Source organism: Pseudomonas sp. GW821-FHT10C09 (assembly GCF_059415465.1).
Genome location: NZ_JBWKNG010000014.1, coordinates 160,999 through 182,645 on the forward strand (window position 1 = coordinate 160,999; position 21,647 = coordinate 182,645).

Annotated in this window: 21 protein-coding genes and 1 pseudogene; 10 read left to right on the plus strand and 12 right to left on the minus strand. The window is 60.4% G+C overall.

The features are described 5' to 3' along the window. Nucleotides 1-113: 113 nt before the first annotated feature. From AC07N8_RS16575 to dadA, 5 genes are all read right to left on the minus strand, one after another. Nucleotides 114-530: a c-type cytochrome gene (locus AC07N8_RS16575; RefSeq protein ID WP_483841698.1), complete on the minus strand. Its 417-nt coding sequence runs from the start codon at nucleotides 528-530 to the stop codon at nucleotides 114-116. Between the two features lie 183 nt (nucleotides 531-713). Next, the gene (locus tag AC07N8_RS16580; RefSeq protein WP_007947433.1) at nucleotides 714-1,262 is read right to left on the minus strand and encodes a cupin domain-containing protein; all 549 of its coding nucleotides are present in this window, start codon (nucleotides 1,260-1,262) and stop codon (nucleotides 714-716) included. Between the two features lie 128 nt (nucleotides 1,263-1,390). Beyond that, complete coding sequence (gene alr / locus AC07N8_RS16585) at nucleotides 1,391-2,464, minus strand: alanine racemase (protein ID WP_493144647.1); 1,074 nt, start codon at nucleotides 2,462-2,464, stop codon at nucleotides 1,391-1,393. Nucleotides 2,465-2,559: 95 nt separating this feature from the next. After that, on the minus strand, nucleotides 2,560-2,913 hold the full coding sequence (locus AC07N8_RS16590; RefSeq protein ID WP_027926366.1) for a RidA family protein: 354 nt from the start codon (nucleotides 2,911-2,913) through the stop codon (nucleotides 2,560-2,562). After that, complete coding sequence (dadA, locus tag AC07N8_RS16595) at nucleotides 2,885-4,189, minus strand: D-amino acid dehydrogenase (RefSeq protein ID WP_046031107.1); 1,305 nt, start codon at nucleotides 4,187-4,189, stop codon at nucleotides 2,885-2,887. Before dadA ends, AC07N8_RS16590 begins: the two co-directional genes overlap by 29 nt. 157 nt (nucleotides 4,190-4,346) lie before the next feature. Between dadA and AC07N8_RS16600 the strand changes: the two genes are divergently transcribed. Beyond that, a complete protein-coding gene (locus AC07N8_RS16600; protein WP_003177284.1) occupies nucleotides 4,347-4,835 on the plus strand; it encodes an Lrp/AsnC ligand binding domain-containing protein in 489 nt (162 codons plus the stop codon). A gap of 137 nt (nucleotides 4,836-4,972) precedes the next feature. Here the strand turns inward: AC07N8_RS16600 and AC07N8_RS16605 are convergent, their stop codons facing one another. Further along, nucleotides 4,973-5,326, minus strand: a complete 354-nt coding sequence (locus AC07N8_RS16605) for a YkgJ family cysteine cluster protein (protein WP_007947437.1) — start codon at nucleotides 5,324-5,326, stop codon at nucleotides 4,973-4,975. A gap of 147 nt (nucleotides 5,327-5,473) precedes the next feature. Between AC07N8_RS16605 and AC07N8_RS16610 the strand changes: the two genes are divergently transcribed. Next, nucleotides 5,474-6,787, plus strand: a complete 1,314-nt coding sequence (locus AC07N8_RS16610) for an NAD(P)/FAD-dependent oxidoreductase (RefSeq protein ID WP_493144650.1) — start codon at nucleotides 5,474-5,476, stop codon at nucleotides 6,785-6,787. A 145-nt stretch (nucleotides 6,788-6,932) separates the two neighbouring features. Here AC07N8_RS16610 and AC07N8_RS16615 read toward each other — a convergent pair whose 3' ends face one another. After that, nucleotides 6,933-7,178, minus strand: a complete 246-nt coding sequence (locus AC07N8_RS16615; RefSeq protein WP_493144652.1) for a DUF1127 domain-containing protein — start codon at nucleotides 7,176-7,178, stop codon at nucleotides 6,933-6,935. Between the two features lie 179 nt (nucleotides 7,179-7,357). Here AC07N8_RS16615 and AC07N8_RS16620 point away from each other — a divergent pair, with 179 nt between their 5' ends. Both AC07N8_RS16620 and AC07N8_RS16625 read left to right on the plus strand, forming a co-directional pair. Further along, nucleotides 7,358-8,791: an aminotransferase-like domain-containing protein gene (locus AC07N8_RS16620; RefSeq protein ID WP_483841672.1), complete on the plus strand. Its 1,434-nt coding sequence runs from the start codon at nucleotides 7,358-7,360 to the stop codon at nucleotides 8,789-8,791. Between the two features lie 60 nt (nucleotides 8,792-8,851). Next, nucleotides 8,852-10,426 carry a phospholipase D-like domain-containing protein gene (locus AC07N8_RS16625; RefSeq protein ID WP_493144655.1) on the plus strand — a complete coding sequence of 525 codons (1,575 nt, stop codon included), beginning with the start codon at nucleotides 8,852-8,854 and terminating at the stop codon, nucleotides 10,424-10,426. A 38-nt stretch (nucleotides 10,427-10,464) separates the two neighbouring features. Here AC07N8_RS16625 and AC07N8_RS16630 read toward each other — a convergent pair whose 3' ends face one another. Both AC07N8_RS16630 and AC07N8_RS16635 read right to left on the minus strand, forming a co-directional pair. Beyond that, nucleotides 10,465-11,607 carry an MFS transporter gene (locus AC07N8_RS16630; RefSeq protein WP_483841670.1) on the minus strand — a complete coding sequence of 381 codons (1,143 nt, stop codon included), beginning with the start codon at nucleotides 11,605-11,607 and terminating at the stop codon, nucleotides 10,465-10,467. 166 nt (nucleotides 11,608-11,773) lie between these two features. Then, nucleotides 11,774-13,267: an aldehyde dehydrogenase gene (locus AC07N8_RS16635; RefSeq protein WP_483841669.1), complete on the minus strand. Its 1,494-nt coding sequence runs from the start codon at nucleotides 13,265-13,267 to the stop codon at nucleotides 11,774-11,776. 226 nt (nucleotides 13,268-13,493) lie between these two features. Between AC07N8_RS16635 and AC07N8_RS16640 the strand changes: the two genes are divergently transcribed. Beyond that, on the plus strand, nucleotides 13,494-13,856 hold the full coding sequence (locus AC07N8_RS16640; RefSeq protein WP_483841668.1) for a cupin domain-containing protein: 363 nt from the start codon (nucleotides 13,494-13,496) through the stop codon (nucleotides 13,854-13,856). Between the two features lie 122 nt (nucleotides 13,857-13,978). On the opposite strand, the gene rpmG is transcribed toward AC07N8_RS16640, so the two are convergent. Both rpmG and rpmB read right to left on the minus strand, forming a co-directional pair. Next, a complete protein-coding gene (gene rpmG, locus AC07N8_RS16645; RefSeq protein WP_007894709.1) occupies nucleotides 13,979-14,134 on the minus strand; it encodes a 50S ribosomal protein L33 in 156 nt (51 codons plus the stop codon). Between the two features lie 11 nt (nucleotides 14,135-14,145). Then, complete coding sequence (gene rpmB, locus AC07N8_RS16650; protein ID WP_007894701.1) at nucleotides 14,146-14,379, minus strand: 50S ribosomal protein L28; 234 nt, start codon at nucleotides 14,377-14,379, stop codon at nucleotides 14,146-14,148. A 446-nt stretch (nucleotides 14,380-14,825) separates the two neighbouring features. On the opposite strand from rpmB, the gene AC07N8_RS16655 reads away from it, so the two are divergent. After that, nucleotides 14,826-16,412 (plus strand): ABC transporter substrate-binding protein, encoded by a 1,587-nt coding sequence (locus AC07N8_RS16655; RefSeq protein WP_493144659.1) that lies wholly within the window; start codon nucleotides 14,826-14,828, stop codon nucleotides 16,410-16,412. A gap of 76 nt (nucleotides 16,413-16,488) precedes the next feature. Here AC07N8_RS16655 and radC read toward each other — a convergent pair whose 3' ends face one another. After that, complete coding sequence (radC, locus tag AC07N8_RS16660; protein ID WP_483841666.1) at nucleotides 16,489-17,163, minus strand: RadC family protein; 675 nt, start codon at nucleotides 17,161-17,163, stop codon at nucleotides 16,489-16,491. Nucleotides 17,164-17,299: 136 nt separating this feature from the next. Here radC and coaBC point away from each other — a divergent pair, with 136 nt between their 5' ends. The 4 genes and pseudogenes from coaBC (at nucleotide 17,300) to argB (ending at nucleotide 21,551) form a co-directional block, all read left to right on the plus strand. Then, entirely contained in the window at nucleotides 17,300-18,508 is a 1,209-nt protein-coding gene (gene coaBC, locus AC07N8_RS16665) for a bifunctional phosphopantothenoylcysteine decarboxylase/phosphopantothenate--cysteine ligase CoaBC (protein ID WP_027926355.1), read from the plus strand. 5 nt (nucleotides 18,509-18,513) lie between these two features. After that, nucleotides 18,514-18,969: a dUTP diphosphatase gene (dut, locus tag AC07N8_RS16670; protein WP_027926354.1), complete on the plus strand. Its 456-nt coding sequence runs from the start codon at nucleotides 18,514-18,516 to the stop codon at nucleotides 18,967-18,969. 274 nt (nucleotides 18,970-19,243) lie between these two features. Then, nucleotides 19,244-20,620 (plus strand): annotated as a pseudogene (locus AC07N8_RS16675) (phosphomannomutase/phosphoglucomutase); the annotation flags it as partial. Nucleotides 20,621-20,645: 25 nt separating this feature from the next. Beyond that, a complete protein-coding gene (gene argB, locus AC07N8_RS16680) occupies nucleotides 20,646-21,551 on the plus strand; it encodes an acetylglutamate kinase (protein ID WP_123436382.1) in 906 nt (301 codons plus the stop codon). Nucleotides 21,552-21,647: the final 96 nt, after the last annotated feature.

A 21,647-nucleotide genomic window follows, 5' to 3' on the forward strand; every position in this document is an offset into this window, starting at 1 on the left:
GAATCGGGGTTGGACCGAGCTTGCCGGGTCTTTGCTGCAATGGATAGCCTCCCGCACAAATCGCAGGCACAAAAAAACCGCTCGAAAGCGGTTTTTTTACTGAAGATGTCGGCTTATTTCAGGCCGGACATTTTCTGGATGGCGCCTTTGAGATCGGCGTCGGTGCAATCGGCGCAGGTGCCTTTAGGCGGCATCGAGTTGATACCGGTAATGGCCTTGGCCAGGATGCCGTCGAGGCCGCCCTGGTGATCGGCACGTTCTTTCCAGGCAGCAGCGTCACCGATTTTCGGTGCGCCCAACAGGCCAGTACCGTGGCAAGCGTTGCAATGTTTGGCAATCACTTCGTCCGGGGTCTTGGCACCGCCGCCACCGCCAGCAGAAGCAGCAACTTCCATCCCCTTGCACTCTTTGCCCTGTACACAGACCTGACCGACCGGTTCAAGGCGTTTGGCAATATCGTCGTTCGTCGCAGCTTGAGCGCTGACAGCCCATAGGGCCAATACGGTTGCTGGTGCAGCCAGCATTTTCATAATTAGGTTCACGCGTTCACCCTCAATGGTGGCTAGTCACGCCTACGGCCACGGTTCGCAGGCGGGCGCAAGTATAGCGGTAAGCCCGCCACACTGAAACAACCCCAAAGTCGAAGGGGTCTTGTGCAGCAGCGGAAAAACCGCCCGGGTGCCTCGGCCTTACTGGCAGGGCGCCTTCTTTACTTAGAAATTCGCTGGTGTCGCTGCGCTGATTAGTCGCGCCGGCGCATCGAACGGATTTCGGAAACGGTGCGGCTTGGTACTTTCAAAGTAGTAGCTATCACCGGCTTCGAGCACAAAAGTTTCCAGCCCGACCACCAGTTCCAGTCGACCCTCCACCAAAATGCCGGTTTCCTCACCCTCATGGGTGAGCATCTCGTCACCGGTGTCGGCGCCTGGCGGGTAGATTTCATTGAGAAAGGCGATAGCCCGGCTCGGGTGTGCCCGACCGACCAGTTTCATGGTCACGGCGCCATCGGAAATATCGATCAGCTCGTTGGCTTTGTAGACGATCTGCGTCGGTTTTTCCTGCAGGATTTCTTCAGAAAAGAACTCGACCATGGACATGGGAATCCCGCCCAGTACTTTGCGCAGCGAACTGATCGAGGGACTGACGCTGTTCTTCTCGATCATCGAAATCGTGCTGTTGGTGACACCCGCGCGCTTGGCGAGCTCACGCTGCGAAAGGCCTTTGAGCTTACGGATGGATTGCAGTCGTTCACCGACGTCCAATGCTTGCGCCTCCAGGGATTCAGGTTGTTGGAATATTGAGCGTTATCATGGCGACAGCGTTCAGTATTTACAACACTTGGACCTGAATCCTGTGGGGCGAGGCGACTTTCGGTGTGGCCCGCGAGGTGTCAGCCCTCGGAATAGAGCAGTGGCACCCGGCGCAGGTTGCAAAAGATCTGATAAGGAATTGTGTCCGCCGCTGCCGCCACATCGCTGGCAAGGATGTTTTTGCCCCACAACTCGACGGTCGAACCGAGGCCGGCTTGCGGCACATCGGTCAGGTCGATGCAGAGCATGTCCATCGACACCCGGCCGATCAACTGGCTGCGTTGCCCGGCGACCATGACCGGCGTGCCGGTCGGTGCATGACGCGGGTAACCGTCGGCATAACCCATGGCGACCACGCCAACGCGCATCGGCTTGGGGGTAATGAATTTGGCGCCGTAACCGATCGGCTCGCCGGCCGGCAGTTCCCGCACGCAAATCACTTTGGATTCGAGGGTCATCACCGGTTGCAAGCGTGCCGCCACAGTGTTGGCTTCTTCGAACGGCGTCGCGCCGTACATCATGATGCCGGGGCGAACCCAGTCACTCGGGATCTGCGGCCAGCCGAGCACGGCCGGCGAGTTACGCAGGCTGACTTCCGCCGACAAGCCTTTGCGTGCGGCTTCAAACACGGCGACCTGCTCGGCACTGGCCTGTTCGTGCAGCTCATCGGCCCGGGCGAAGTGGCTCATCAGCACGACTTTCGCGACCTTGCCGCTGGCCAGCAGCCGTTGATAGGCGTCCTGATAATCCTTTGGATGCAGGCCGACGCGGTGCATGCCCGAATCGAGCTTGAGCCAGACCGTGATCGGCTTGCTCAGTGTGGCTTTTTCGATGGCTTCGAGTTGCCACAGCGAATGCACCACGCACCAGAAATCATGCTCGACGATCAGCGCCAACTCATCGGCTTCGAAGAACCCTTCCAGCAGCAACACCGGCGCCCGAATACCCGCCGCGCGCAGCTCCAATGCCTCTTCGATGCAGGCCACGGCAAAACCGTCGGCCTCGGCTTCCAGCGCCTGGGCGCAACGCACCGCGCCATGGCCGTAGGCATCGGCCTTGATCACCGCGAGGGCTTTGGCCCCGGTGAGTTCACGGGCGATACGGAAGTTGTGACGCAGGGCTTGAAGGTCGATCAGGGCACGGGCTGGGCGCATGGCGGCAGACTTCTAGGCGGTCGTAGAATAAAAAAACCGGCGCTGGCTGGCGGCGTGAACCGCCAACAGCACCGGCAGAGGGATCTTGTAAAAGGTTACGGCAACGCGGCGACGATGGAGATCTCAACCAGGATGCTCGGCTTGGCCATCTTCGCTTCGACGGTGGCCCGGGCCGGTGCGGCGCCTTTGGGCAGCCACTGGTCCCACACCGAGTTCATCCCGGCAAAGTGCGCCTCGATGTCGTTCAGGTAGATCGTCGCCGACAGCAGATGCTGCTTGTCAGTCCCGGCCAGATCCAGCAAACGCTCGATATTGCCGAGGACGTCGCGGGTCTGCTGTTCAATCCCGGCGTTGAAGTCATCGCCGACCTGCCCCGCCAGATACACGGTGCCGTTGTGGCTGACGATCTGACTCATGCGCTCATTGGTGAGCTGGCGCTGGATTGCCATGTTTTGCGGACTCCTGGGGTTTGCTGCCGTAACGGGAAATATCAAGGCCTTCGGCGCTGATCTGCGGCGTTTTCTTGGCCATCAGGTCGGCCAGCAAACGGCCGGAGCCACAGGCCATGGTCCAGCCGAGTGTGCCGTGACCGGTGTTCAGGAACAGGTTCTTGAACGGTGTCGCGCCAACGATCGGCGTGCCATCCGGGGTAGTCGGACGCAGGCCGGTCCAGAAACTCGCCTGGGCCAGATCGCCGCCCTGAGGATAAAGGTCGTTGACGATCATCTCCAGGGTTTCGCGGCGGCGCGGGTTCAGCGACAGGTCAAAACCGGCGATCTCCGCCATGCCGCCGACGCGGATGCGGTTGTCGAAACGGGTGATCGCGACCTTGTAGGTCTCGTCGAGAATGGTCGAGGTCGGGGCCATCGCCGGGTTGGTGATCGGCACGGTCAGCGAGTAACCCTTGAGCGGGTACACCGGCGCCTTGATCCCCAGCGGCTTGAGCAATTGCGGCGAGTAGCTGCCGAGTGCCAATACGTAGCGATCAGCGGTTTCCAGCTTGCCGTCGATCCACACGCCGTTGATGCGATCACCGGCGTAGTCGAGTTTCTGGATGTCCTGGCCGAAGCGGAATTCCACACCCAGTTTCACAGCCATTTCGGCCAGGCGGGTGGTGAAAATCTGGCAGTCGCCCGTCTGGTCGTTCGGCAGGCGCAGGGCACCGGCGAGGATGTCGGTGACGCTGGCCAGCGCTGGCTCGACGCGGGCAATGCCGGCGCGGTCGAGCAGTTCGAACGGTACGCCGGACTCTTTCAGCACGGCGATGTCTTTCGCGGCGCCGTCCAGTTGAGCCTGGGTGCGGAACAATTGGGTGGTGCCGAGGCTGCGGCCTTCGTAGGCAATACCGGTTTCGGCGCGCAATTCGTCGAGGCAGTCACGGCTGTACTCGGACAGGCGGACCATGCGCTCCTTGTTCACCGCGTAACGGCTGGCGGTGCAGTTGCGCAGCATCTGCGCCATCCACAGGTACTGATCGATGTCGGCAGTGGCCTTGATCGCCAGCGGCGCGTGGCGCTGCAACAACCATTTGATGGCTTTGAGCGGCACGCCCGGCGCGGCCCACGGCGAGGCATAGCCCGGCGAGACCTGGCCTGCGTTGGCGAAACTGGTCTCCATGGCAGCGGCCGGCTGACGGTCCACGACCACCACTTCAAACCCGGCCCGAGCCAGATAATAAGCACTGGCGGTACCGATGACGCCGCTACCCAAGACCATAACGCGCATTTTCATATCCCTCATCGCGGCTGACCGCTGACGTGTGTTGTATTCAAGCAGTGATGTGCGCAGTGTAAAAAAGATCTGCCAGTGTTTTTCACTATATAAGCAGCTATATTTGGCGACAATTCTCGGCAAAAACCCTTTTCACGGAGGCGCATCCCCTATGCGTACCAACACTCAGACCAAACGAGAGCTCGACAAGATCGACCGCAACATCCTGCGGATCCTGCAAGCGGACGGACGCATCTCGTTCACGGAGCTGGGGGAAAAGGTCGGGCTCTCCACCACGCCGTGCACTGAGCGGGTGCGGCGCCTGGAGCGGGAAGGGATCATCATGGGCTACAACGCCCGGCTCAATCCGCAGCATTTGAAGGGTAGTCTGCTGGTGTTCGTCGAGATCAGCCTGGACTACAAGTCCGGCGATACTTTCGAGGAGTTCCGACGCGCGGTATTGAAACTGCCCCATGTGCTGGAATGTCACTTGGTGTCAGGGGATTTCGACTACCTGGTGAAGGCGCGGATTTCCGAGATGGCCTCGTACCGCAAGCTGCTGGGGGACATCCTGCTCAAGCTGCCGCATGTGCGTGAGTCCAAGAGTTATATCGTGATGGAAGAGGTCAAGGAGAGCTTGAGCTTGCCGATCCCGGATTGAAGTATGCGGCGTCTGTTCGGCCGCCTTCGCGAGCAGGCTCGCTCCCACAGGTGATTTTCAGTGGACACATATTTTGTGTACGAAGCAATTCCATTGTGGGAGCGAGCCTGCTCGCGAAGGCAGGCACCTCGGTCTACCTAGACCAACACCTGGCGGGTAGACGCCATGTACTCATGAATCTGCTTCTCCACCCGCGGATGAATCAACTCCACCGGCCCGCGCCCATTCGGGCATGGCAAGGTCTTGGTGGTGCCAAACAACCGGCAAATCAGCGGGCGCTCGTCATACACCGTGCAGCCGTTGGGCCCCAGGTGTACGCAATTGAGCTCATCCATCGCCGCGTCCTGCTCGGCGCGGGTCTTGCGCGGCAGGCGGGACATTTCTTCCGGCGAGGTGGTCACCGGCCCACAGCAGTCATGGCAGCCGGGCACACACTCGAACGAGGGGATCTGCTGTCGAAGCGTACGGATTTTCTGACTGTTGCAGCTCATTGAAGCGGTGACCAAAAGCGGAATAGAGCGCGATTCTGAAGCAAAGGCGCCGATCCATACAGCAGCAGCCGACCAATGTTGCCCGTGCCAGAAGGTCCGGCTTATGCTCCGTCAACTTTTCCAGACGCCAGAATCGGGAACACGCCCATGAACGCCGGTGCTCAGCCATCCGCTCCAGGTCACCAGCACATCGCCTCTTATTACGCTGCCAGCAGCCTGCCGCAGCCCGATTATCCGGCGCTCAGGGGGGATCTGGTGGCGGACGTGTGCGTGGTCGGTGGCGGATTCTCTGGCCTGAACACTGCGCTGGAACTGGCTGAACGTGGCTTGAGTGTCATCCTGCTCGAAGCCCACAAAATTGGCTGGGGCGCCAGCGGGCGCAACGGCGGACAATTGATTCGCGGCGTCGGTCATGGCCTCGATCAATTCGCCAACGTGATCGGTGCAGACGGCGTGCGTCAGATGAAACTCATGGGCCTGGAGGCGGTGGAAATCGTCCGCCAGCGCGTCGAGCGTTTCCAGATCCCCTGCGACCTGACTTGGGGTTACTGCGACCTGGCCAACAAACCCCGCGACCTCGAAGGCTTCGCCGAGGATGCCGAAGAGTTGCGCAGCCTCGGTTACCGTTATGAAACCCGGTTGCTGCAGGCCAACGAAATGCACTCGGTGGTGGGTTCCGACCGTTACGTCGGCGGTTTGATCGACATGGGCTCGGGGCATCTGCATCCGCTGAACCTGGCGCTGGGTGAAGCGGCGGCGGCCGAGGAAATGGGCGCGGTACTGTTTGAACAATCGGCGGTCACCCGCATCGATTACGGCCCCGAAATCAAGGTCCACACAGCAAAGGGTTCGGTGCGCGCGAAGACACTGGTGCTGGGCTGCAACGCCTACCTCAACCAACTCAACCCCGAACTCAGCGGCAAAGTACTGCCGGCCGGCAGCTACATCATCGCCACCGAACCGTTGAGTGAGGATCTGGCCCATTCACTGTTGCCGCAGAACATGGCGGTCTGCGATCAACGCGTGGCACTGGATTACTACCGACTCTCGGCGGACCGACGTCTGCTGTTTGGCGGTGCCTGTCACTACTCGGGCCGCGATCCGAAAGATATCGCCGCGTACATGCGACCGAAGATGCTGGAAGTGTTCCCGCAATTGGTCTCGGTGAAGATCGACTACCAATGGGGCGGGATGATCGGCATCGGCGCCAACCGGCTGCCGCAGATTGGCCGGCTTAAAGACCAGCCGAATGTGTATTACGCCCAGGCTTATTCCGGTCATGGGGTGAATGCCACGCACTTGGCCGGCAAGTTGTTGGCTGAAGCGATCAGCGGGCAGCACAGTGGTGGGTTTGATCTGTTTGCCCAGGTGCCACACATCACCTTCCCTGGCGGCAAGCATTTGCGCTCGCCGTTGTTGGCGTTGGGGATGTTGTGGCATCGGCTTAAAGAGTTGGTCTGAGGGGTTGATGTCGCCCTTTCGGACGCCTTCGCGAGCAGGCTCGCTCCCACAGTTGATCTTTGGTGCTCACATATTCTGTGTTCACTAGAGATCTAATGTGGGAGCGAGCCTGCTCGCGAATCGGTTTAAAGAACATCACAGGACTTTAGATCCTCCAGAAAGGCTTGAGCCCCTCCTCCCGCGCCTGCTCCTGCGTCAGCCCCACATCCCTGAGTTGCTCCGGCGTCAGCGCCAGCAACGCCTTGCGCGTGTGCAGACGATGCCAGAACAGACCCCAGCGACCCAGGCCGGACGGTGCGTTGCGCATCAGCGCCTCACGCGTACCGTTTTCCTGCCCTCTCACCAGTTCCTGACTGTGTAACGTCAGCCGCACATCGCTCAAGCCGTTCATTTTGATTGCTCCTGTTTACTTGGGTAGCCAGAGCTTTCATGATGCGTGGACGACGAAAAGCATTACAGATTCAACGAGCAAGTATTAATTCCATACAGATTTTGCGTTTTCGTGTCTGAATCCTGATTTTTGGCCCGATCTGTATTGGTTTACCGAATCTCCCACAGCGAGACTGCACCATGACCCTTTACGTCAACCTCGCCGAATTGCTCGGCACGCGTATTGAACAGGGCTTCTATCGCCCCGGTGACCGGCTGCCCTCGGTGCGGGCGTTGAGTGTCGAACACGGGGTCAGTCTGAGCACCGTGCAGCAGGCCTATCGTGTGTTGGAAGACAGTGGTCTGGCGACGCCAAAACCCAAGTCGGGCTACTTCGTGCCGGTGGGTCGCGAGCTGCCGGAGCTGCCGGCCATTGGGCGTCCGGCCCAGCGGCCGGTGGATATTTCGCAGTGGGATCAGGTGCTGGAGCTGATTCGCGCGGTGCCGCGCAAGGATGTGGTGCAATTGGGTCGCGGAATGCCAGACATCACCACGCCGACCATGAAACCACTGCTGCGCAACCTCGCGCGTATCAGCCGCCGGCAAGACATGCCCGGTCTGTATTACGACAACATCCACGGCACCCTCGAACTGCGCGAACAGATCGCGCGCCTGATGCTCGATTCCGGGTGCCAGTTGAGCGCCAGCGATCTGGTGGTCACAACCGGGTGCCACGAAGCACTGTCCACCAGTATCCGCGCGATCTGCGAGCCGGGGGACATCGTGGCCGTGGACTCGCCGAGTTTTCACGGCGCCATGCAAACCCTCAAGGGGCTGGGCATGAAAGCCCTGGAGATTCCCACCGACCCGATCACCGGCATCAGCCTCGATGCGCTGGAACTGGCCCTGGAACAGTGGCCGATCAAGGTCATACAGTTGACCCCCAACTGCAACAACCCGCTGGGCTACATCATGCCCGAGTCGCGCAAACGCGCGTTGTTGACACTCGCACAGCGTTTTGACGTGGCGATCATCGAGGACGATGTGTATGGCGAACTGGCCTACACCTACCCGCGTCCGCGCACGATCAAGTCCTTCGACGAGGACGGTCGCGTGCTGCTGTGCAGTTCGTTTTCCAAGACCCTGGCGCCTGGATTGCGCATCGGCTGGGTCGCGCCCGGCCGATATCTGGAACGGGTGCTGCACATGAAATACATCAGCACCGGCTCCACCGCGCCACAACCGCAGATTGCGATTGCCGAGTTTCTCAAGGCCGGACACTTCGAGCCACATTTGCGGCGGATGCGCACGCAATACCAGCGCAATCGTGACGTGATGATTGACTGGGTCACGCGCTACTTTCCGGCCGGCACCCGCGCCAGTCGCCCGCAGGGCAGCTTCATGCTGTGGGTCGAGCTGCCGGAAAGCTTCGACACCCTGAAACTGAATCGTGCGTTACACGATCAAGGCGTACAGATTGCCGTGGGCAGCATCTTTTCTGCCTCGGGCAAGTACCGCAACTGCCTGCGCATGAACTACGCTGCCAAGCCAACACCGCAGATCGAAGAAGCGGTGCGCAAGGTCGGTGCCCTGGCGATCAAACTGTTAGCCGAAACTGACAGCATCACTGACTGACTTTTCTCGGGAAACCAGCGTCCATATGCCGACACCTGCAGCCAATCGGAACGATCCTACGTGAGAGTCAGACAAAACCTGTTCGCTGTTCTGCTCTTCGCCTCGTTCCTCAGCGGCTGCGCCAGCGTTGACGTTCAGCGTCAGGCCAGTCAGGCGCTGCCCGCCAGTGACTCGGCGTTCGGCCGTTCGGTCCAGGCGCAGGCCGCGCCGCATCAGGGCCAGTCGGGCTTTCGCCTGCTGTCCGACAGCACCGAAGCCTTCACCGCCCGCGCCGAGCTGATCCGCAACGCGCAAAGCAGCCTCGATTTGCAGTACTACATCGTGCATGACGGCATCAGCACGCGGATGCTCGTGGAGGAACTGCTGAAAGCGGCTGATCGCGGCGTACGCGTCAGAGTGCTGCTCGACGACACCACCAGCGATGGCCTGGACCAGATCATCGCCACCCTCGCCGCGCACCCGAACATTCAGATTCGCGTATTCAACCCGTTGCACCTGGGTCGCGGCACCGGCGTCACGCGCACCATGGGGCGGCTGTTCAACCTGTCACTGCAACACCGGCGCATGCACAACAAGTTGTGGCTGGCCGATAACAGCATGGCGATCGTGGGCGGGCGCAATCTGGGCGACGAGTATTTCGATGCCGAGCCCAACCTGAACTTCACCGACATCGACATGCTCGGCGTCGGCCCGGTAGCCGAACAGTTGGGGCACAGTTTCGATCAGTACTGGAACAGCGCACTGAGCAAGCCGATCGAGCAATTCCTGTCCAGTAAACCGACGGCCAAGGACCTGGAAAACACCCGGACCCGCCTCGAGGAATCGCTGGATGACACGCGCAAGCAGAAGCATGCGCTGTACCAACAACTGATGACGTTCAAGACGCACCCGCGCCTGGACATCTGGCGTCGCGAGTTGATCTGGGCCTGGAACCAGGCGCTGTGGGATGCCCCGAGCAAGGTGCTGGCCGACGGCGAGCCGGACCCGCAATTGTTGCTGACAACGCAACTGGCGCCCGAACTGAGAGACGTCAGCAAAGAGCTGATCATGATCTCGGCCTACTTCGTGCCCGGCCAACCCGGCCTGGTGTACCTGACGGGTCGCGCCGACGCCGGGGTTTCCGTGAGTTTGCTGACCAATTCGCTGGAGGCCACGGACGTGCCGGCCGTGCATGGCGGCTATGCGCCCTATCGCAAGGCGCTGCTGGAACACGGCGTGAAGTTGTTCGAACTACGGCGCCAGCCGGGTGAAGGGGGAAGCGGCGGCAGTGGGCCACACTTCTTTGGACGCCCCGCTTACCAGGGCTCCGACTCCAGCCTGCACAGCAAGGCGATGATCTTCGACCAGCAGAAATCCTTCGTCGGCTCGTTCAATTTCGATCCGCGCTCGGTGCTGTGGAATACCGAAGTCGGGGTGCTGGTGGACAGCCCCGAACTGGCCGCGCATGTGCGCGACCTGGCGATGCAGGGCATGGCGCCACCGCTGAGCTATGAGGCAAAACTGCAAGATGGGAAGGTGGTTTGGGTGACTGAAGACGACGGCAAACTGCACACGCTGACCAAGGAACCGGGAAGCTGGTGGCGACGGTTCAATGCATGGATGAGCACCACCGTCGGCCTCGAACGGATGTTGTAAATTTGAGGTTTGGCAATGAACTGTGGCAAGGGTTCACATCAAGCTGTTTGCACCGTGCCAAACGCACCCTGGCGCATCAGCAAAATCACCAGCCCGAACGCACCGGCCGCCATCAGCAAAGGCAACGCATGCCCGCTGATCCACTGACTCCCCGCCCCCGCCGCCAACGGCCCGACCAGACAACCAATCCCCCACAGCTGCGCAATATGCGCATTAGCGCGCACCAGCGCATCATCGCGATAACGCTCGCCGATCAGGATCAACGACAAGGTAAACAAGCCGCCAGCACTGGCGCCAAACAGCACCCACAACGGCCAGATCAGCAGCGTGTCGATCAGCAACGGAATCGCCAGGCTCGACACCAGCAACACCACCGCACAGCCCGTAAACAGCGTGCGCCGCGACAGGCGATCCGCCAGCGCACCAATCGGCAATTGCAGCAACGCATCGCCGACCACTACGGTACTGACCATCGCCAAGGCAATTTCCGTGGTGAACCCCTGGCGCAGGCAATACACCGGCAACAAGGTCAGGATCATCGCTTCGAACGCGGCGAACAGCGATACCGCCCAGGCAATCGCCGGCAGGCCACGGCAGAAGGTCAGCAAGTCGCCGAAGGTCACGCTGCTCGCTTCACTGCTCGGGGCGCCGCCGCGACCCAACAACAGCAACGGCGCCGTCGTCAGCAAGCCGACACCGACCCAAAACCCGTAATCGTGTTCGGTGCCCAGAACACCCAGCAACACCGGGCCGGCGAGCTGACTCAGGGCATAGCTGCAGCCATACAGCGCCACTAACCGCCCACGCCACTGTTCGACCACCAGTTGGTTGATCCAGCTTTCACCGAGGATAAACACCAGCGTCAGGATCACCCCGATCATCAGGCGCAACAGCAGCCAGATCGGGTAGCTCGGCATCAGCGCCAGCAAGCCGATGGACAACGCTCCGGCCCACAGGCACAGACGCATCAGATTCGCCGTGCCGAGACGCGCGGCCAGGTGGCTGGAGATTTTCGCCCCCAGCAACACGCCAATGGCCGGCATCGCCGCCATTACACCGATGGCGAACGAGCCGTAGCCCCAGCTTTCCAGGCGAAACGACACCAGCGGCATGCTGACGCCCAGGGCCAGGCCGACACTCAAGACAGACGCCAACACGGCGAAATAAGTCGCCCAACGCATGTTCCACGCTCCTGTGGATATTATTTTTTCGGCTCACCACAAAACAAATGTGGGAGCGAGCCTGCTCGCGAAGGGGCCATCACATCCAACATCATCGTTGGCAGTTACGGCGCCTTCGCGAGCAGGCTCGCTCCCACAAGGGATCTACGTCGTTAAGAAAACCGACTTACAACTTGATCCAGGTCGCCTTCAGCTCGGTGTACTTGTCGAACGCGTGCAGCGACTTGTCGCGGCCGTTACCCGACTGCTTGAAGCCACCGAACGGTGCGGTCATGTCGCCGCCGTCGTATTGGTTGACCCAGACGCTACCGGCACGCAGCGCACGGGCGGTCAGGTGAGCCTTGGAGATGTCCTTGGTCCACACCGCAGCGGCGAGGCCGTATGGCGTGTCGTTGGCGATCGCAACGGCTTCTTCGGCAGTGTCGAAAGCAATGACCGACAACACCGGGCCAAAGATTTCTTCCTGGGCGATTTTCATCGCGTTGCTTACGCCGTCGAAAATCGTTGGCTCAACGTAAGTGCCACCGGTTTCCTGAAGCGTGCGCTTGCCACCGGCCACCAGCTTGGCGCCGTCGGCATGGCCGGACTCAATGTAGGACAGCACCGTGTTCATCTGCTGGGTATCGACCAGCGCGCCGACGTTGGTCGCCGGGTCCAGCGGGTTGCCCGGCTTCCAGGTTTTCAGGGCCTCGATCACCAGCGGCAGGAATTTATCCTTGATCGAACGCTCGACCAGCAGGCGCGAGCCGGCGGTGCAGACTTCGCCCTGGTTGAAGGCGATGGCGCCGGCAGCAGCTTCGGCGGCTTCCTGCAGGTTCGGTGCATCGGCGAACACGATGTTCGGGCTCTTGCCGCCGGCTTCGAGCCAGACGCGCTTCATGTTCGACTCGCCCGAATAGATCAGCAACTGCTTGGCGATCTTGGTCGAACCGGTGAACACCAGCGTGTCGACATCGTTGTGCAGGGCCAGGGCCTTGCCGACGGTGTGACCGTAACCCGGCAGCACGTTCAGCACGCCTTTCGGAATGCCGGCCTCAACAGCCAGTGCCGCGATGCGAATAGCCGTCAGCGGCGATTTTTCGGAGGGCTTGAGGATCACCGAGTTACCGGTGGACAGCGCCGGGCCGAGTTTCCAGCAGGCCATCATCAGCGGGAAGTTCCACGGCACGATGGCGCCCACGACACCGACCGGCTCGCGCGTCACCAGACCCAGCTGATCGTGCGGGGTGGCCGCGACTTCGTCGTAAATCTTGTCGATGGCTTCGCCGCTCCAGCTCAAGGCTTGCGCCGCGCCGGGAACGTCGATGTACAGGGAGTCGCTGATCGGCTTGCCCATGTCCAGGGTTTCAAGCAGGGCCAGCTCTTCAGCATTTTGCTTCAACAGGCCGGCGAAACGGATCATGGTGGCTTTGCGTTTGGCCGGCGCCAGGCGCGACCAGACGCCGGAATTGAAAGTGGCGCGAGCGTTTTCAACAGCGCGCTGGGCGTCGGCGGCGTCACAGCTGGCGATCTTGCCCAGCAGACGGCCATCGACCGGGCTGATGCACTCGAAGGTCTCGGCGGAGACAGCGTCGGTGTATTCGCCATTGATGTAGGCGCGGCCTTCGATCTTCAGATCGCGAGCCCGTTGTTCCCAGTCGGCACGAGTCAGGGTGGTCATTCGAGTGTCCTCCTCTTATTGAATACGAACGCTGCGCGGTCTTCGCGGGCGCTGTCAGGAATTCTGCCCGGCCAGCCTGCTTTTCGGCCCAAGGCAACCGTCACCCTAAACCAGCGACCCCTCATGTTTCAATATATTTGACATAAGGCCGTCAAACGGCCTTGCGATGTTCATTTTAATAAACATAGACTTTGGTCTTTTCAGGCAATCACGGGAAATTACAACAATGAATATCCAGGATGTCGTCGACTTCAGCCAAGCCACGACCGCGCCCGAGCGCTATCGGCCGGACCCGGCGAAAGTCCTCAAGGGCGATCCCGAGCAAGCGGTGTACAACCACTACAACAGCCCGTGCGGGCAGTTGAATGCTGGTGTTTGGGAAGGCGAAGTCGGGCAATGGACGGTGAACTTCACCGAACACGAGTACTGCGAAATCGTTCAAGGGGTTTCGGTGCTGCGCGACAACGACGGCAACAGCAAAACCCTGCGTGCGGGTGACCGTTTCGTGATTCCTGCCGGGTTCCGGGGCACTTGGGAAGTGCTGGAGTCGTGCCGCAAGATTTATGTGGCGTTTGAGCAGAAGGCTTGAGGGTTTAAGTAGTCCCGGCCAGCCTCATCGCGATGAGGCCGTGACAGACACCACAAAACTGAGACAACAAAAAAGGCCCGTATCTCGCGATACGGGCCTTTTTCGTAAGAGAGAAAAATCAATTACTTGATTTTGCCTTCTTTGTAGATCACGTGCTTGCGAACAACCGGATCAAATTTCTTGATCTCGATTTTGTCCGGGGTAGTACGCTTGTTCTTGTCGGTAGTGTAGAAGTGACCAGTACCGGCGCTCGAAATCAAACGAATCAATTCACGCATGATTAGCTCCCTTAGATCTTGCCGGCTTTGCGGATTTCGGCCAGCACGACAGTGATGCCACGCTTGTCGATAATACGCATGCCTTTGGCAGATACGCGCAGACGCACGAAACGTTTCTCTTCTTCAACCCAGAAGCGGTGATGCTGCAGGTTCGGCAGGAAACGACGACGGGTTTTGTTGTTTGCGTGGGAAATGTTATTCCCAGTCACCGGACCCTTACCGGTAACTTGACATACTCTCGACATGCCTCAGCCCTCTAAAACCACATGCCCAACCCGGCATGGGTTGGCCGCTTAATCTCTCAGTCATTTGGCGCCAGGCGCCGCGTTTCTTTAGAGGTCTTACCGGCTACACCTACAGTGAAGGAACCGGGCCCCTAGAAAAGAGCGCTGCTTTATACCAGAAAGACTGAAGAGCAACAACATTCCGTGTGCACAGACTAAATAAAAACCCGGTTTTTCGGGCCACGAGCGCCTTGGATAAAGGCTATCGTCGCCAAAGACCGCTCGTCGCAGAGAATCGGCCAACCGGCCAATCCAGGGTTCTTCTCAGCCGGCGCGCACTGAAAACAATCGCACATACTCCCCTTAAAATGAAAAAGGGGATAGTCATTTGCAAAAGAGCCCACTAGGGTAAGCCTTTTCCAGACTGCACTTGCAGATGGGCCTTCGATCTGTAAAGGAATCCGACCATGCGCCTCGCTGCCCTACCGTTGTTGCTCGCCCCTCTCCTGCTGAGCCCACTGGCCCATGCCGCGGCGCTTAGCGTCTGCACCGAGGCCAGCCCCGAAGGGTTCGACGTGGTGCAATACAACTCGCTGACCACCACCAACGCCTCGGCTGACGTGCTGATGAACCGCCTGGTGGACTTCGACACGGCCAGCGGCAAAGTGGTCCACAGCCTGGCGGACAGCTGGGAAGTCACGCCCGACGGCCTGACGTATGTGTTCAAACTGCGTCCGGACGTGAAATTCCACACTACTGAATACTTCAGCCCGACGCGCGAACTGACCGCTGAAGACGTAATCTTCAGCTTCGAGCGCATGCTCGACCCGGCCAACCCGTGGCACAAAGTCGCCCAGAGCGGCTTCCCGCACGCGCAATCGATGCAATTGCCCACGCTGATCAAGAAGATCGACGCGCTGGACCCGCTGACCGTGCGCTTCACCCTCGATCACCCGGACTCGACATTCCTGGCCACCCTGAGCATGGGCTTCGCCTCGATCTATTCCGCCGAGTACGCCGACAAGCTGATGAAGGCCGGCGCCGCAGAGAAGCTCAACAGCCAGCCCATCGGCACCGGCCCGTTCGTGTTCACGCGCTTCCAGAAAGACGCCTCGATTCGCTACAAGGCCAACCCCGACTACTTCGGCGGCAAGCCTTCGGTGGACCCGCTGATCTTCGCGATCACCCCGGATGCCAACGTGCGCTTACAGAAATTGCGTCGCAATGAATGCCAGATCGCCCTGTCGCCCAAGCCGCTGGACGTACAGGCCGCGCTGAAAGAGCCGACATTGAAAGTGGAAAAGACTGACGCGTTCATGACCGCGTTCGTGGGCATCAACAGCCAGCATCCACCGCTGGACAAGCCGGAAGTGCGCCAGGCGATCAACCTCGCTTTCGACAAGGCCAACTACATCAAAGCCGTGTTCGAGGACACCGCCGAGCCTGCCAACGGCCCCTACCCGCCGAACACCTGGAGTTACGCCAAAGGCCTGCCGGGCTACCCGCACGACGTAGCGAAAGCCAAGACCTTGATGGCCAAGGCCGGGCTGAAAGACGGTTTCCAGACCACTATCTGGACCCGACCTTCCGGCAGTTTGCTGAACCCCAACCCGAGCCTCGGTGCTCAACTGCTTCAATCCGACCTAGCGGAAATCGGCATCCAGGCCGAGATCCGGGTGATCGAATGGGGCGAACTGATCCGTCGCGCCAAGGCTGGCGAGCATGACCTGCTGTTCATGGGCTGGGCCGGCGACAACGGTGATCCGGACAACTTCCTCACGCCGCAGTTTTCCTGCGCCGCGGTCAAGTCCGGGACCAACTTCGCCCGGTATTGCAATCAGGACCTGGACAAGCTGATCAGTGCGGGCAAGACCACTGGCGAGCAAGGCGTGCGTACCAAGCTCTATGAGCAGGCACAGGCGCAGATCCAGCAGCAGGCGTTGTGGCTGCCGCTGGCGCACCCGACGGCGTTTGCGCTGACGCGCAAGGATGTCGAGGGGTATTCGGTGAGCCCGTTCGGCCGCCAGGATTACTCGAAGGTCAACCTCAAGTAGCCCGCCCCCACACAAAACCTGTGGGAGCCCCCTCGCCACAGACCGCTCCCACAGGAGGTTTGTGTTCGTCGACCCGCTACATCCACCCGTACTCCGCCATTGACAGCGGCTCGCCATCCCCGATGATGAAATGATCAAGCACCCGCACGTCAATCAGATCCAGCGCCTCCTGCAGGCGCTTGGTCAACTGACGATCGGCTTGACTGGGATTGGAATTGCCCGACGGATGGTTGTGGCACAGAATCAACGCCGCGGCGTTGTGGGCCAACGCGCGCTTAACCACTTGCCTCGGGTAGACACTGGTGCTGTCGATGGAGCCGCGAAACAGCACCTCAAAGGTCAGCACTTGATGCTTGGAATCCAGAAACAGACAGCCAAATACCTCATGAGGCTCGTGGCGCAGCATCGATTTCAGGTAATCCCGAACGGCCTGTGGGTTCTCCAGCGCTGACTTTTGACGTGCGCGCTCGGCCAAATGCCGCCGGCCCATCTCCTGTGCCGCTTGCAACTGAGCGAATTTCGCTGGCCCGAGCCCCAATTGCCTGCTGAAGGCGACCTGATCGGCCTCAAGCAATGAGCGCAGGCTGCCAAACTGATTCAGCAGGTGTCGCGCCAGGTCCACCGCGCTTTTACCTGAAACGCCAGTGCGTAAAAAAATCGCCAGCAGCTCTGCGTCCGAAAGACTCGCCGAGCCCAACTCCAACAACCTCTCCCGCGGCCGCTCCGCCGCCGGCCAATCACGAATACTCATAGCACCTTCCCTGTATGTGGGCGCCGCTGTTCCATAGCGGTCGCTGTGATATCGTAGCCCATCTTTTTTGCTGGCGATTTCATCCCTGGGGAGGGGGTCTCGCCATGCTGTCATCAACGAAATGAAAGGCAGACCTATGCAGCGGCTGTATCGGAAACGCATCGTTCTGGGCGTCGGCGGCGGCATTGCTGCCTACAAGAGCGCCGACCTGGTTCGCCGCCTGATCGACCAGGGCGCCGAAGTGCGCGTGGTCATGACCCGTGGCGGCAGCGAGTTCATCACCCCGCTGACCATGCAGGCCTTGTCCGGCCACCCGGTCCACCTCGACCTGCTGGACCCGGCGGCAGAAGCCGCGATGGGCCACATCGAGCTGGCCAAATGGGCCGACATGGTACTGATCGCCCCCGCCACCGCGGACCTGATCGCCCGCCTGGCCCAAGGCATTGCCGACGACCTGCTGACCACGTTGGTGCTGGCCACCGACGCCGTGGTTGCCGTTGCTCCTGCGATGAACCAGGCGATGTGGCGCGATCCGGCAACCCAGGCCAACCTGCAAACCCTCGAAAGCCGCGACATCAAAGCCTTCGGCCCGGCCTCCGGCAGCCAGGCCTGTGGCGACGTCGGCTTGGGCCGCATGCTCGAAGCCGTCGAACTCGCCCAGTGCGCGGCGGATTGCTTCCAGCGCAAAGCGTTGACCGGCAAACACGTGCTGATCACCGCCGGCCCGACCCAGGAAAACATCGACCCGGTGCGCTACATCACCAACCACAGCTCGGGGAAAATGGGCTTCGCCCTGGCCGAAGCCGCGGTGGAAGCCGGCGCCCGCGTGACCCTGATCACCGGCCCGGTGCACCTGCCTACGCCGGATCGCGTCACGCGCATCGACGTGGTCAGTGCTCGCGACATGCTCGCCGCCTGTGAAGCCGCGATCCCCTGCGACCTGTTCATCGCTTCGGCAGCGGTGGCGGACTACCGCCCGGAAGTCGTCGCCCCACAGAAACTCAAGAAAGACCCTACGAACGGCGACGGCTTGTTGCTACAGATGGTGCGTAACCCGGACATCCTGGCCACCATCGCCACGCGCCCCGACCGTCCGTTCAGTGTCGGTTTCGCTGCCGAAACCGAACACTTGCTCGACTACGCTGCGCGCAAGTTGAAAGACAAGAACCTCGATTTGATCGTCGCCAACGACGTCGCCAACCCGAGCATTGGCTTCAACAGCGAAGAAAACGCCTGCAGCGTGATCGACCGTGAGCTTCACGCCACACTTTTCGCCCAGACCAGCAAGAGCAAGATTGCTCGCCAGCTGATCACTTTTATCGCCGAACGTCTGAACCAGGTTTAATTTACATGCACGCTTTGCAAGCCAAGATCCTCGACCCTCGCATCGGTACCGAATTCCCGCTGCCGCAATACGCCACCCCAGGCTCCGCCGGCCTCGACCTGCGCGCCATGCTGGAAAAAGACATCGTGATCAAGCCGGGTGAAACCGTGCTGATCCCGACCGGCCTGTCGGTCTACATCGGCGACCCGGGCCTGGCGGCACTGATTCTGCCGCGCTCCGGCCTGGGCCATAAGCACGGCATCGTGCTGGGTAACCTGGTCGGTTTGATCGACTCCGATTACCAGGGCCCGTTGATGGTGTCCTGCTGGAACCGTGGCCAGACCGAATTCACCATGGTTGTTGGCGAACGCCTGGCACAACTGGTGCTGGTGCCAGTGGTTCAAGCGCATTTCGAAATGGTTGAAGAGTTCGTCGAAACCCAGCGCGGCACGGGCGGTTTCGGACATTCCGGTAGCCATTGATCCGATAGAGAACCCTGTGGCGAGCGAGCTTGCTCGCCCCCACAGGTTTCGCACTGAATTACAAAGTTCATCTGGAAGGTTTACCGCCGAAAATCAAGGTATTGGCCGCCCCAGGTTCCGCTAATCCCGGTGGCATGGCCTTTTCGCACCACGAACTCTCCGTGGAAAACGCCGTCATACCCTTCAGTTTGAGCCGGCCGATGCATTTGTCGCAGGCAGGTACAGCCACTTTCGAGATGGAGCATTCCCACAGATGAACACCCCCGCCCAAGTCGCCCCCAAGTTTCCCGACAGCATTTTCCGTGCGTACGACATTCGCGGCACCGTCCCGGAGTTCTTGAACGCTGAAACCGCTTACTGGCTCGGTCGCGCCATCGGTGCCCAGAGCCTGGCCCAGGACGAACCGAACGTTTCGGTGGGTCGCGACGGCCGCCTGTCCGGCCCGGAACTGGTCGAACAATTGATCAAAGGCCTGGCCGATGCCGGTTGCCACGTCAGCGACGTTGGCCTGGTGCCGACGCCGGCGCTGTACTACGCCGCCAACGTATTGGCCGGTAAATCGGGCGTGATGCTCACCGGCAGCCACAACCCGTCGAATTACAACGGCTTCAAGATCGTCATCGCCGGCGACACCCTGGCCAACGAACAGATCCAGGCCCTGCACGACCGCCTCAAGACCCACAACCTGAGCAGCGGCCAAGGCAGCGTGACCAAGGTCGAGATCCTCGACCGCTACAACTCCGAAATCGTCCAGGACATCAAACTGGCCCGTCGCCTGAAAGTCGTGGTCGACTGCGGCAATGGCGCGGCCGGCGTGATCGCCCCACAGCTGATCGAAGCGCTGAACTGCGAAGTCATTCCGCTGTTCTGCGACGTCGACGGCAACTTCCCGAACCATCACCCGGACCCGGGCAAGCCTGAAAACCTTGTCGACCTGATCGCCAAGGTCAAGGAAACCAACGCCGACCTCGGCTTGGCCTTCGACGGCGACGGCGACCGCGTTGGCGTCGTGACCAACACCGGCAGCATCGTCTACCCCGACCGCCTGCTGATGCTGTTCGCCCGCGACGTGCTGGCGCGCAACCCGGATGCGGAGATCATCTTCGACGTCAAATGCACCCGCCGCCTGGTCCCGCTGATCAAGGAATATGGCGGTCGGCCGCTAATGTGGAAGACCGGTCACTCGTTGATCAAAAAGAAAATGAAACAATCCGGCGCACTGTTGGCCGGCGAAATGAGCGGGCACATCTTCTTCAAGGAGCGCTGGTTCGGTTTCGACGACGGCATTTACAGCGCCGCGCGGCTGCTGGAGATCCTCAGCAAGGAAGAATCCACCGCGGAAGAGTTGTTTGCGACCTTCCCGAACGATATTTCTACGCCGGAAATCAATATCCATGTGACCGAAGAGAGCAAATTCAGCATCATTGATGCACTGCACGATGCGACGTGGGGCGAAGGCGCTGACCTGACCACCATCGACGGCGTGCGAGTCGACTACGCCAAAGGCTGGGGCCTGGTGCGCGCCTCCAACACCACGCCGGTGCTGGTGCTGCGTTTCGAGGCCGACGATGAGGCTGAATTGCAGCGCATCAAGGACGTGTTCCACACCGAGCTGAAACGTGTTGCACCTGATCTCCAATTACCGTTTTGATTGAACGAAGCACCCGGAGCCCTGAATGACCCTCGAACGCGAAGCCGCCGCCAACACCGCCAAGGTCCTGTCCGAAGCGCTGCCTTACATTCGCCGCTACGTCGGCAAGACGCTGGTGATCAAATACGGCGGCAACGCGATGGAAAGCGAGGAGCTGAAAACCGGCTTCGCCCGCGACATCGTGCTGATGAAAGCCGTGGGCATCAACCCGGTTGTCGTTCACGGTGGCGGCCCGCAAATCGGCGACCTGCTCAAGCGTCTGTCGATCGAGAGCCACTTTGTCGATGGCATGCGCGTCACTGACGCCGCGACTATGGACGTGGTGGAGATGGTCCTCGGCGGCCAGGTCAACAAAGACATCGTCAACCTGATCAACCGTCACGGCGGCAGCGCCATCGGCCTGACCGGTAAAGACGCCGAGCTGATTCGTGCGAAGAAGCTCACCGTCACTCGCCAGACGCCGGAGATGACGACGCCGGAAATCATCGACATCGGCCACGTCGGCGAAGTGGTCGGCATCAACACTGACCTGCTGAACCTGTTGGTCAAAGGCGATTTCATTCCGGTGATCGCGCCCATCGGCGTCGGCGCAAACGGCGAGTCGTACAACATCAACGCCGACCTGGTGGCCGGTAAAGTGGCCGAAGCACTGAAAGCTGAAAAGCTGATGCTGCTGACCAACATCGCCGGCCTGATGGACAAGCAAGGCACGGTCCTGACTGGCCTGACTACCCAGCAGGTCGACGAGCTGATCGCTGATGGCACGATCTACGGCGGCATGCTGCCGAAGATCCGTTGCGCGCTGGAAGCGGTTCAGGGCGGCGTGGGCAGCTCGTTGATCATTGATGGACGGGTGCCGAATGCGATTCTGCTGGAAATCTTCACCGATACCGGTGTGGGTACCCTGATCAGCAATCGCAAGCGTCCTTAAGCAGCACACACAAAAAAGACCCCGCTCAGCCTGGCTGAGCGGGGTCTTTTTTTGCCTGCGATCCCTGTGGCACACCACCTCGCCACAAAAGCTCGC

Bases quoted from the DNA above. Each gene is read 5' to 3' on its own strand.
- AC07N8_RS16575 (WP_483841698.1), bottom strand. From the start codon at position 530: ATGAAAATGCTGGCTGCACCAGCAACCGTATTGGCCCTATGGGCTGTC.
- alr (WP_493144647.1), bottom strand. From the start codon at position 2,464: ATGCGCCCAGCCCGTGCCCTGATCGACCTTCAAGCCCTGCGTCACAAC.
- AC07N8_RS16590 (WP_027926366.1), bottom strand. From the start codon at position 2,913: ATGGCAATCCAGCGCCAGCTCACCAATGAGCGCATGAGTCAGATCGTC.
- dadA (WP_046031107.1), bottom strand. From the start codon at position 4,189: ATGCGCGTTATGGTCTTGGGTAGCGGCGTCATCGGTACCGCCAGTGCT.
- AC07N8_RS16600 (WP_003177284.1), top strand. From the start codon at position 4,347: ATGCGTACCAACACTCAGACCAAACGAGAGCTCGACAAGATCGACCGC.
- AC07N8_RS16605 (WP_007947437.1), bottom strand. From the start codon at position 5,326: ATGAGCTGCAACAGTCAGAAAATCCGTACGCTTCGACAGCAGATCCCC.
- AC07N8_RS16610 (WP_493144650.1), top strand. From the start codon at position 5,474: ATGAACGCCGGTGCTCAGCCATCCGCTCCAGGTCACCAGCACATCGCC.
- AC07N8_RS16615 (WP_493144652.1), bottom strand. From the start codon at position 7,178: ATGAACGGCTTGAGCGATGTGCGGCTGACGTTACACAGTCAGGAACTG.
- AC07N8_RS16620 (WP_483841672.1), top strand. From the start codon at position 7,358: ATGACCCTTTACGTCAACCTCGCCGAATTGCTCGGCACGCGTATTGAA.
- AC07N8_RS16630 (WP_483841670.1), bottom strand. From the start codon at position 11,607: ATGCGTTGGGCGACTTATTTCGCCGTGTTGGCGTCTGTCTTGAGTGTC.
- AC07N8_RS16635 (WP_483841669.1), bottom strand. From the start codon at position 13,267: ATGACCACCCTGACTCGTGCCGACTGGGAACAACGGGCTCGCGATCTG.
- AC07N8_RS16640 (WP_483841668.1), top strand. From the start codon at position 13,494: ATGAATATCCAGGATGTCGTCGACTTCAGCCAAGCCACGACCGCGCCC.
- rpmG (WP_007894709.1), bottom strand. From the start codon at position 14,134: ATGCGTGAATTGATTCGTTTGATTTCGAGCGCCGGTACTGGTCACTTC.
- rpmB (WP_007894701.1), bottom strand. From the start codon at position 14,379: ATGTCGAGAGTATGTCAAGTTACCGGTAAGGGTCCGGTGACTGGGAAT.
- AC07N8_RS16655 (WP_493144659.1), top strand. From the start codon at position 14,826: ATGCGCCTCGCTGCCCTACCGTTGTTGCTCGCCCCTCTCCTGCTGAGC.
- radC (WP_483841666.1), bottom strand. From the start codon at position 17,163: ATGAGTATTCGTGATTGGCCGGCGGCGGAGCGGCCGCGGGAGAGGTTG.
- coaBC (WP_027926355.1), top strand. From the start codon at position 17,300: ATGCAGCGGCTGTATCGGAAACGCATCGTTCTGGGCGTCGGCGGCGGC.
- dut (WP_027926354.1), top strand. From the start codon at position 18,514: ATGCACGCTTTGCAAGCCAAGATCCTCGACCCTCGCATCGGTACCGAA.
- argB (WP_123436382.1), top strand. From the start codon at position 20,646: ATGACCCTCGAACGCGAAGCCGCCGCCAACACCGCCAAGGTCCTGTCC.